Raw genomic sequence first — 11,159 nt, 5'->3', positions numbered from 1 at the left:
AGGTAAAGTTGTTGCAGCACTTCGTAATGAATTTGGCGGCCACGCTGTAGAACGTAAATAATTGATTAATTAAACGAAGTTATGACGTACACGTAAAAACAACCGCTCCTAGGAGCATAAAAAAACCGGAAACGTGCTGTGGCGCGGTTCCGGTTTTTTTGCGAACGTTGGAAAAATGACGTGTTTTGTCCTAGTCTTATTTTTTTATTAAAAAGAACAGAATAAATCATCGTTTAAGTAAAAAAATATCAAATTTATATCATTTTAATGCTGTTTTTTGCACAATTTATCCTTTTTTGTCGAACTCCTTTTACACTAATAAGGTATCAACAGAAAAGAGGCATTACGTAACAAATATTATGAAGAAGTTATTAATTATTGTAGTAAGTTGCTTAAGTTTATTGATTGCAGGAACAGTAGAATTAACATCTGTGCGCGCCAAATCACCGTCGACTATGACGGAATTAAAAGCAAGTGTTGAAAAACATTTAATCGATTTAGATAAAACATTTACGATCAAATATATAGGAAATGGCGATGACTTTGCGAAATATGTCAATCAGCTCATTCCAAATGCGATTGCAAAGAAACCAGAAATTGATTCGGTTGTAAAAAGTTATACCGTGACATCTTATCGTAGTAAAAATGGCGGCGAAGCGACGTTTAACGTCAAGTATTATACGAGCAAGGCGAAGCAAGCGAAGGCGCTAGATAAAATCAAATGTGTAGCGAAAAAAATTAAGAAAAAATATCCAAACTCACCATATAAGCAAGTGAAAAATGTCCATAACTATGTCATTGGGCAAACAAAATACGATAGTCGTGAGGCAGATCGCTATTCGATTTATGGCGTGATGTACGATGGTCGTGCGGTATGCCAAGGGTATGCGATGACAACGTATTATTTATTAAAAGAATTAGATATTGATGTACGCTATGTAACAGGATTTGCGGGCGGGGAGAATCACGCATGGAATAAAGTGAAGTTAAATGGCAATTGGTACAATCTAGATACAACATGGGATGATTCAGCTGCTAGTAAGTATCATTACTTCTTAATTAGTGATGCGAAATTAGCAAAAAATCATCAATGGAATACAAGTGCTTTCCCAAAAGCATTAAAAACATATGCAGCAAAATAAAAAGTCGGAGGGTATGTATTCCTCGGCTTTTTTATTTTGCGTTATACTGTAGAAAGAAACTAATAAAGCAGGTGATAATATGTTAACAGAAGCATTTTTAGCGCGTATACGCTTGTCTGGAACAAAAATTGATATGAAACACTTGCCGCTACTATTACGACATGTCGCGGACTATATACCGTTTGAAAACTTGGATATTATCGAAGGGGCATCAGAGGTATTATCGGAAGAAGGGACAGCGAAGAAAATCTTACAGCAACAACGCGGTGGACTGTGCTACGAAATCAATCCACTATTAGCTACGGTTTTATCGGAAAATAACCTTCATGTGCAATTGATTTCTGCGGTTATTTACGATGCACTGCACGAAGAATTTTCAAAAACTGGCTATACGCATACATTGATATTGCTAGAGGAGCACGGGGAACAGTATATTGTTGATGCAGGCTTTGGTAATAACATTCCATTGATGGCAGTGCCTTTAGATGGCCGTACAGTGTCATCGACGAACGGTGACTACCGTATTGAAGGGAATGATTTATATATGAAGCGTCGTTATCGTGATGAACAATTTGTTCTTGCGTATCGCTTTAATATAAAGCCGATTACACAAGCACAACTACTTGATTCGCAACAAATTATTGAAAACAGCGAGGACTCGGTATTTAATAAACGACCATTGCTAACGAAATGTACGGAAAATGGTACAGTTACGTTAGCAGGCAATGATTTAACGATTATGAAAAATGGCCATAAAACGCTGAGGACTTTGACGGATACGGAAAAAGAAGCGGCAAAAAAACAGTATTTTTATCAATAACCGTACACGAAAAAGAGATTGATAATAAATCAATCTCTTTTTTATATTACTTTTTAATAAAATAAATATATCTCGCTAGTATATATAAAAGTAAAAAACATTTCATTAAAGTAAAAAATCCACGCTTTTAAAAACCATCTTTTCATCAAAATGAACTTATTTCAAAAAAATTACTTAATGTTAGTTCGAATGTTTATTCTTTTTAGCACTTATTTTAATACTATTTTGGTAAAAATAAGGGAATTAATATGACTTTTCATTTATAATAGAGAGGATTTGTGACAATAGGAGGTTTATTCATTGAAAAAAATAGTTAAAAATATATTAACTGCTTCAGCTATTATTACGTCTACAACGTTGATTGCAACAGAAGGACATGCAGCAAATGCGCAACAAACTATACCATTTAATACATTAAATTTATCATCCATAATAAAGCCCAATAGCACTTCCTCTTTTATACATACCCCACCAGAAAGTGCCGGACCATTACAAGATTTAACGATTTCAACAGCGTTTAACTCATCTTCTGTATCAAATGTGGTATTAAATTACCATACAGAGCTAGATAACGAATGGAAACAACTTGAGATGGTTCAAGTAAACAACAAATATGAAGCCGTTTTAACTCCTGACTTACGCCAAGGTCAAAATATTACATATTATATGACCGCAACTGTAAACGGAGACCAAGAATATTCAGATGAATTTACGGTTTATGAAAATCAGCCTGAATATAAACCTGAAAAAGTCCCGTCATTACTCATTACAGAAGTAATGGCTCGTACGACAAAAATTGGCGACACAGAGGCCTATGAATATATTGAGGTCTATAATAATTCAACAAGTACGATTAATTTAAAAGATTATAATATCCAATATCGTTATCCTTCAAAGGGAGCGAAGGGTGATTTAATATGGCCCGTACAGCAAAAAGAAGATTTGAATTTAGAACCTGGTAAAGCAATGGTCTTTTGGATTACAAATGATGACAACCGTCAACTAAGCATTCAAGATTTTAATGCACATTATCAGACAGCACTGGAGGAAGGGAAACAAGTTGTACGTATTGAAGGAAGTGGTTTAACAAACGGCTCTTATCGTGGTGTAGCGATTGCGACAAATACGCGTACAGATATTTCAACAGCGTTTTACAATCAAGATGAGAAAAATCTTGATGTTGGGCTAAATCAAGCAATTGTTTATGCATACCCAATCGATGGTAAAAAAGAATGCGTATTATTTCATCGAAAGAGACAGCAGGTACACCAGGTGTAGTGGAAGGTTTCCAAGTGCCAACGCAATCGGTAACGCTTGCGCAGTCCTATTACCCACCAGTTATTTATGATAATACAGAAGCTGAAAACTTTTCGACAGAAGAGGATGCACATTTAGCATTTGAGCTACGTGCAGATACCGATGTCAAAACGGCCACATTTTATTATAAGCGTAATGGTGATGCAGATTACCGTCCATTAAATATGAAAAAAGGTACGGATGGATTGTATCATGCGATTATTCCACGTGCGGATTTAATTGGGCATTCTTTATTTAAATATTATGTAGTAGCATCGGATGGTGACAAGCAGACGAAAACGTCACCTCGTGCTATTGAAATTTTAGGAAATGAAAAAATTTCAGGACTACAAATGAATGTGGAAAATAGCACATTGCTAACGAAAACTGTCAATATTAAGGCGATGCATTCAAAAACACCAACAGCCTCTAAAATGACGATTGATGGTACAGATGTGACATCGAAAATGACATATGAATTACCAGCGGGTGCCTACTTTGCATTTGAGACGAACCAAACCGCAAATTATTATAAAAATGCAGTAACTATTGGCAAAACGGTATTAAAAACGTTCGATGACCGCTATGATGATTTTACAGCGATTACCGTACCAGTCGAATCAAAATATTTCACAAAAGGAGACAATCGTACATTTCAAGTGCGTGCAGGATCAAAGGATTCTGCATTTGATACATCAGGTGCCAATTTAAATGATATACTCGTTCGAAATATGCGCCTTGTTTTAAATGATGGTACGACATTGTATCCGAAAAATTATATGGACCCGACAAAAATTATTGAAATTGGAGATGCGGGGAATACACCAACTTTTATTGAACCGATTTTTGAAATTCCAGATAATGCATATAATGCGAAAACGTATCAGCTAGATACAACGACGCTAAAAGATGGTGAGCATACGATTGTTTCGAAAAATGGCAAGTCAAAAAAGACAGCTAAAGTCATTGTTGATAATACAGCGCCAACGATTAATAGCTCGATTGCGAATAAAGAAACGTATAAAGGTGCATTCACAATTAATGCCGAAATTATTGATGCCAATGCGACAGATGGTGCAACTGCAACACTAGACGGCGAGCCGATTGAGTTACCATATGATACATCGAGTGCTGCTTTGAGTGCGGGAGAGCATACGATTGTTTTCCAAGCAACAGATCGCTTAGGCAATAGCGCAAGCAAAACCGTGAAGTTTACGACAAAAGAAGAAATGCCGTATGAACCACTATTAGTCGGTCCAACAATAAATAGCACAACAGAAAATACAGCACCGTTATTAAATGTGAAAGTAAGTGATCCAACAAATGATAATGTCGATGTTGCCTTTAATCGCGGCTACTCCTATGAGGCCACTAACAATAATGTGACTGTGGTCGAAAATAATGCCGAAAAAGAGCCGCCAGATGAGCTTGCATCATTAGGTGAGGTCGAAGTATATGATAAAGAAGCGGTTGCAGCAACAGATGGGAATTATGTGACGACAAAAAGTATCGAGAAATTCCCATATCATCGCTTTAAATTAAATTTAGATGCTAATGTTACAGCAGAAGATGAAATAGAAGTGAACTGGGAAGGGAAATCACTCGTTGGTCGAAAAGTAACGATGTATATATGGAATTATGACCGCGCCAAATGGGAAGCGAAAATTTGGAAAATCGCTGAAAACGAAAAGAATTTTAAATTAAATACGGTTGTAAAAGGGACACAATATACACGCTATAACGAAGTGCAAGTGATGGTACAAGATGAAATTGCGAGCACAAATCAATTTGATTACTCATTTGTATGGATGAGTGATACACAGTACTATTCAAAAAGTTATCCAGCTATTTATAAGCGCATGACGGAATGGGTGGCACAGCAAGCAAATCCATTAAACATTAAATATGTTTTCCATACGGGGGATTTAGTAGATACCTATGATAGTGCTAAACAATGGAAAGTAGCTGATGCAGCAATGCAGACACTTGATACAGCAGGCGTACCTTACGGTGTATTAGCAGGGAATCATGATGTTATGAGTGTGACACATAAAGAATCGGATTATACAAATTATAATAAGTATTTTGGGGAATCTCGCTTTGTAAATAAAAATTATTACGGTGGTTCTTATAAAAATAACCGTGGACATTATGATTTGATTAGTGAAAAAGGAACAAGCTATCTCATGATGTATATGGGCTGGGAAATTGGTGAAGAGGAAGTTGCTTGGATGAATAGCGTGCTGAAGAAATACCCAGAGCGCAAAGCGATTTTAAACTTCCATGAATATTTAGGTACTGATGGCAAGCGAACAGATACAGGAAATTATTTATTCGATAAGGTCGTAAAACCGAATAAAAATGTCTTGGCTGTATTGTCGGGTCACTTATCCGATGCGGAAATATTAATTAGTCCGATTGATGATGACGGCGATGGCCGAACAGACCGTAAAGTACATCAATTATTAATGGATTATCAAAGTGGCGCTGAAGGTGGTCAAGGCTTCTTGCGTCTACTAAAGGTTAATCCGATTAGTAATAAAATCAACGTAGAAACTTATTCACCCTATTTAAATAAAAACAATTACTATGACCCAGAAGATTATCCAGAAAAAGATCAATTTGAAATGGCAATCGATATTGCACCAAGAGAAAAAATGGTCGCAACAGATTCGATTCATTTCAATGTGTATACAAATGAGCCAATCAATAAATTATATGATGTAGCAGATGGTGAAACGGTACAAGCGCGCTGGCGTGGACTGCAGTCAAACACCAACTATAGTTGGTATGTCAAAGTAACGGATGAATTTGGAGGCGAAAAACGCTCACCTGTTTGGAACTTCACGACAGGTACTGGTTCAGATACGATCGATTATGCAAAAAATATTACCGTTAAAACGGCAGATGGACAGGTGATTGCGAGCCAAAAAGCAGAATCAGGGTATGAAATTCCACTGCCGAAGCAAGAAAATGCGGTGTTAGAGGGATTATATAATGATGCGGCATTTACGACAAAAGTGAGTCGTAATGAAAAATTCTCGGAGGATAAAACAGTCTATGCGAAATTTGTAACCGCGCCTCCACAACCGACACTTCAAGTAACAAAAATTACGTATAATAGTGCAAAATTATCTTGGGAAGCTTCGGATGGGGCAACTAAATATGAAGTATACCGCGCATTAAAGAAAGATGGCGAGTATGAAAAGGTTGCGACAACAACTGCAACCGCAATAACGGATAAAAAATTAGCGACAGGTACGACGTATTATTATAAAATACGTGCATTAACAGAAATAAAGGGAATTGTACTAAAAAGTGAATTATCATCGGCGTTTGCGGTGAAGCCACGCCCGGCAACATCGACCCTAGCTACATTAACGAAAAAAGGATTGACAGTTTCAGGAAGTTATAAAAAAGTAACTGGTGCCGAAAAATATGTTGTCTATCGCTCAACTAATGATGGGCTATTTAAAAAAATCAAAACACTTGATACGAAAACAGTAAAATTCACAGACAAAACTGTGAAAAAGGGCAATACCTACACGTATAAAGTGCGTAGCTATCGTACAGAAAATGGCAAGAAATATTATAGTAGCTATTCAAACATACGCTCGATTCGTATCCATTAACAACTAAATAATAGTAAAAAAAAGAAGAGATTGTCCTATGTTAGGATAATCTCTTCTTTTTTTAGTATAATATATTTGTTTTTTTAATAAAAATGTATATGATAAAAATAGATACAAAGTACTTCGTTTGATATATTAAGTAATCAATTTATCATATTTGTAATAAATTTATGCTTTTAAGTAAGATATTATTAATATTTTTATGCTATTATTAACTAATGCTAAAAGGTTACGTAGGAGGAATTTAACATGCGTATCGTTATTTGTGACGACAACTATTCAACAATTAATTTTGTACATAACTCATTAGAGCGTCTGGCGAAAACTTCAGATTGGAAAGTAGAATTCGTTTTAACGACAAGAAAACATACATCTGTACAACAGTTTTTAACATTACACCGTGCAGAGGTCTATTACATAAGTGTAGATTTAGAAAACAATGAGGGTTTTGCACTTGCTGAAGAAATTCGACAACGTGATCCGCAGGCTGAAATTGTTTTATTATCTACATCTGCGACAACGCTTGCTACAGTAGATGATACGGTTGTGAAAAGCTATCAAATGCTACTTCAAGAACAAACAGCACATTTTGAAAAGCGCTTATTAGAAGGGTTTACGGCATTATATAATCAAAAAGGCTAACAATTGGTTAGCCTTTTTTTTGCATTTTTAAAATATTTATGACATAAATGACATAGGAGGTGTTAAAAATGGAACAATTATCAAATTTTAGAGATATGGGTGGCGTACAAACGATAGATGGCCATGTTGTAAAGAAAGGCCTGTTATTTCGCTGCGGTGCATTAGCTGATGCAACAGCTACGGATATTGCGACATTACAAACTATGAACATCAAAACGGTGATTGATTACCGCGATGATGTCGAAGCAGAAAAACAACCATCGCCTATTCTACCTGGTGTTAAGATGACCCGTATTCCCGCAAGAAAGGATACAACAGACGCGATGAAACGTATGTCGATGGAAGAAGTTTTTTCAAATCAAGCGGTACTTGAAAAAATCACACCGGACTTATTTGCTGACTTTTATGCGGAATTACCATTTGATAATGAAGTATATCGTGTATTACTTCAACAAGTAGCTGCTAAAAATGTCCCACTCCTACATCACTGCTCAGCTGGTAAAGACCGAACAGGCGTCGGCGCGGCGCTGATTTATTTACTATTAGGTGTTAGTGAAGAAAAAATTATGGAGGAGTATTTATTAACGAATGCCTATATTGAAGAGCATCCACCACGCTGGTATGTATTTGCGATGAATCATCTAGGTGATCATCCCACATTAAAAGCACTTGCAGGTTGTGATTCGCTCTTTTTAACACGTGTATTTGACACCATCAAAGCGCGGTATGGTACATACGAAGCGTATTTCCTAGCAGAGCATCAGCTAAATGCGGCACAAATTTCCGAGATTCGACACTTTTATACAAAATAAAGGACCTTCCTCTACGTATAATAGTCGTAGAGGATTTTTTATTATTACATAATAAAGGAGCATGACAATGAAACAGCTACTTATTGGAGTCATCACAGTAATCGTATGGGGCTTTACGGCATGGTTATGGGTACCGGTTATGACAGAATTATTAGCACCACTTAACTGGGGCGTGCATTTTGTTGGCGCATTGATGTTTGGCGCACTAATCGGTTTATTTGCATTACCATTTTTATTTGGGCAACAACGGGTAAAACCTTGGAAAGCAATGACTGCTTTCATTGCAATTGGTACGATTATCATGATGATTTTAGCAGAAATATAAGTATGAAAGAACAGAAGTCATTCGCTGATTTCTGTTTTTTATGTTTGAAGGCACAGAAAAATGTCATGAAGCGTTATATTTGTTACATACGTGTAATAAAAGTCGCAATTTTTAGATATTTTAGTTTATTTATCGAAAAAAAGAGGAAATTTAAATAGTAAGTTATGAATTCGAAGGAGGAGATTAAGGTGACATTAACAATTATGATTTCAGCGATAGTGATTTTTGCTATTTTCCCATTTCTTTTTATGTGGCTTTACCAACGCCAACAAGCAAAAGATTTAGAACGTGCGATGAACTATTTAAAACATTCCGCTATTCAATATCATAAAGAAGAAAAGTCGAATCCATCTTCTCAGCCAAAATTTGCAACAAAAAAAGCGTCCTAAGCAAGGCAGGGCGCTTTTTTATATTAAATCTGATACTCGTTCATTTTATTGTAAAGCCACGTGCGACTATAGCCAAGTTCTTTACACGTTTTTGATTTGTTGCCACCATTGCGAGCAAGTGCCTCAACAATGAGTTGCCGCTCCTTATCGGCTAAGATAGATGCCATTGATTTGTCGTGAGTAATACGGGGCTGTACAACAGTTATCTGTTCACTGCTAAATAACGGCAATGTCTCACGTGTAATCCAGCCATCCACTGCTAAGTTAGCGGCCCGCTCGAGCACATTATGAAGCTCTCGTACATTGCCGGGCCACGTATATTGCATTAAAGCAGACAATGCATTTTGCATAATGCCTTGCACATAAAAACCATCCGCGGCTAAGCCTTTTAAAATGGTTTCGACAATAGCCGGAATATCATCTAAACGGTCCCGAAGCGGCGGAATTTGAATCTGCATAATATTTAAACGGTAATATAAATCTTGCCGGAAAGTACCTTCTGCAATCATTTGCTCTAGATTGCGATTTGTTGCGGCGATAATTTTCGTCTGCAGCATGACTTTCTTCGCACTACCAACAGGCGAGAATTCTTTTTCTTGTAAGACACGTAAGAGCTTCGCCTGTAAATCGAGTGACATATCGCCAATTTCATCTAAAAATAAGGTGCCATTTTGCGCAATTTCAAATTTCCCCTTTTGACCACCACGTTTCGCGCCCGTAAAAGCCCCGTCTTCGTAACCAAAAAACTCCGATTCCATTAACTCTTTAGGAATGGCGGCACAGTTTACTTCTACAAAATGCCCTGTTTGTGCAGAGGCAACGTGAATACCGTGCGCAAATAATTCCTTGCCGGTACCACTCTCACCACGTAATAAAACAGTGGAACGACTTTTTGCGACAGCTTGTGCCTCTTGAATCGCCTGTGTAATGACATCTGAGGTGCCGGCAATACTCGCAAACGAATATTTCGTGCCTTTAATGGATTGAATTTCACTTTCATATTTTGTTACTTGTTTTTCAAGGTCGTTCACCCGTTTAAGCGCGCTTTGGAGCTGCTTTAAGCCACGATACGTAATTTTACAAATGATGCCGAGTGTTTGCTGCTGTGTGTCAAGCGGCATGAGTGTCACAAGGCATTGCATTCCCTGAATTGTCGCGGGTGTATTGATATAGTGGAGCCCTTTATCAAAAACGCCCGCAAAATCCAGGTCTGGCAGTAATGAACGAATCGGTTGCTCAAGCAATCGCTGCTGCTCTGTGTGAAAGAGCTCACAACTACCATTATTGACCATCGTAATACGTCCTTGCTCATCCGTTAAAATTAGGGCATCATACGCAAGTGCCATTATCGACTGAAGCTTTGCTTGCCATTCTTTCGATAATTTCAATTCATTCGTTAACGTTTCAAGATTCGTCCAATCCTCAACGACGATGACCATGCCGATATGCTGCTCTCTACGCTTTAGTGGAAAGCACTGCACAAGTAGTGTACGAGAAGGCAGTGTAAGCTTTTGGCGAATCGGCGCTAATTCCTCTCGTAGCATATTATCCGTAATAGAAAAAATCGCTTCGCGTTCTGCTTCACTTAACTCTTTATACAGTTTTTTTGCATTTTTATTTTGCGATAAAATCGTTTTATTTAAATCAAATGTCGCTAGCGCAAACGGCAAATGCTCAATAACGAGTCGCCATTGATTTTCAAGGCGTTCATATAAGTGATCATAGGCTGTCAAAATTTGTGCTGTCGACAATAAACCAATCGGCTGATAGGCTGCATTCAAAATCGGCGCATGCCCGACATTATTGTTCATTAACGCTTCCTTAGCCTCTTCAATCGTTGCATCATCCTCTAAATAGACAACATCGCGTTTTATAAACGCTTCAATGCGATGCGATAGCGGTAATTGCTCATTAATTGCGCGCAATAGCCGGTTACGCGTCAAAATGCCAATCAGTTCCTGTGCCTCGTTAACAACAGGTAGCATATTAGCAGGTGCTTCTAAAAATAAATGAATCGCTTGCTGTAAAGTTGTCTCGCGCGTTAAAAAAGGGAAATCTTCTACCATAAATTCACGAATAAACATATGTACACCTCCATAAT

At 37.3% G+C, this 11,159-nt stretch carries 9 protein-coding genes; 8 read left to right on the top strand and 1 reads right to left on the bottom strand.

Features of this window, described 5'->3' with window-relative positions; all coding sequences use genetic code 11:
- Positions 1–359: 359 nt before the first annotated feature.
- The 8 genes from KTHG_RS05830 to KTHG_RS05795 all read left to right on the top strand — a co-directional run bounded on the left by KTHG_RS05830 (position 360) and on the right by KTHG_RS05795 (position 9,058).
- A complete protein-coding gene (locus KTHG_RS05830; RefSeq protein WP_139992147.1) occupies positions 360–1,142 on the top strand; it encodes a transglutaminase domain-containing protein in 783 nt (260 codons plus the stop codon).
- Positions 1,143–1,221: 79 nt separating this feature from the next.
- Positions 1,222–1,962: an arylamine N-acetyltransferase family protein gene (locus tag KTHG_RS05825; RefSeq protein ID WP_139992145.1), complete on the top strand. Its 741-nt coding sequence runs from the start codon at positions 1,222–1,224 to the stop codon at positions 1,960–1,962.
- A 300-nt stretch (positions 1,963–2,262) separates the two neighbouring features.
- Positions 2,263–3,240 carry a lamin tail domain-containing protein gene (locus KTHG_RS05820; RefSeq protein ID WP_139992143.1) on the top strand — a complete coding sequence of 326 codons (978 nt, stop codon included), beginning with the start codon at positions 2,263–2,265 and terminating at the stop codon, positions 3,238–3,240.
- Positions 3,195–6,890, top strand: a complete 3,696-nt coding sequence (locus tag KTHG_RS05815) for a metallophosphoesterase (protein WP_139992142.1) — start codon at positions 3,195–3,197, stop codon at positions 6,888–6,890. Before KTHG_RS05820 ends, KTHG_RS05815 begins: the two co-directional genes overlap by 46 nt.
- A gap of 249 nt (positions 6,891–7,139) precedes the next feature.
- Positions 7,140–7,532, top strand: a complete 393-nt coding sequence (locus KTHG_RS05810; RefSeq protein WP_139992140.1) for a response regulator — start codon at positions 7,140–7,142, stop codon at positions 7,530–7,532.
- 68 nt (positions 7,533–7,600) lie between these two features.
- Positions 7,601–8,344 (top strand): tyrosine-protein phosphatase, encoded by a 744-nt coding sequence (locus KTHG_RS05805; protein ID WP_139992138.1) that lies wholly within the window; start codon positions 7,601–7,603, stop codon positions 8,342–8,344.
- Between the two features lie 67 nt (positions 8,345–8,411).
- Positions 8,412–8,669, top strand: coding sequence for a hypothetical protein (locus KTHG_RS05800; RefSeq protein WP_126990097.1), 258 nt, complete (start codon positions 8,412–8,414; stop codon positions 8,667–8,669).
- A gap of 188 nt (positions 8,670–8,857) precedes the next feature.
- A complete protein-coding gene (locus KTHG_RS05795; protein WP_139992136.1) occupies positions 8,858–9,058 on the top strand; it encodes a hypothetical protein in 201 nt (66 codons plus the stop codon).
- Positions 9,059–9,081: 23 nt separating this feature from the next.
- Here KTHG_RS05795 and KTHG_RS05790 read toward each other — a convergent pair whose 3' ends face one another.
- A complete protein-coding gene (locus tag KTHG_RS05790; protein ID WP_186439505.1) occupies positions 9,082–11,142 on the bottom strand; it encodes a sigma-54-dependent Fis family transcriptional regulator in 2,061 nt (686 codons plus the stop codon).
- Positions 11,143–11,159 lie beyond the last annotated feature (17 nt).

The organism is Kurthia sp. Dielmo (assembly GCF_000307285.2).
GTDB classification, from domain to species: domain Bacteria; phylum Bacillota; class Bacilli; order Bacillales_A; family Planococcaceae; genus Kurthia; species Kurthia populi.
The sequence above is the reverse complement of the archived record's forward strand: the minus strand, read 5'-3'. Positions and strand labels throughout refer to the sequence as shown.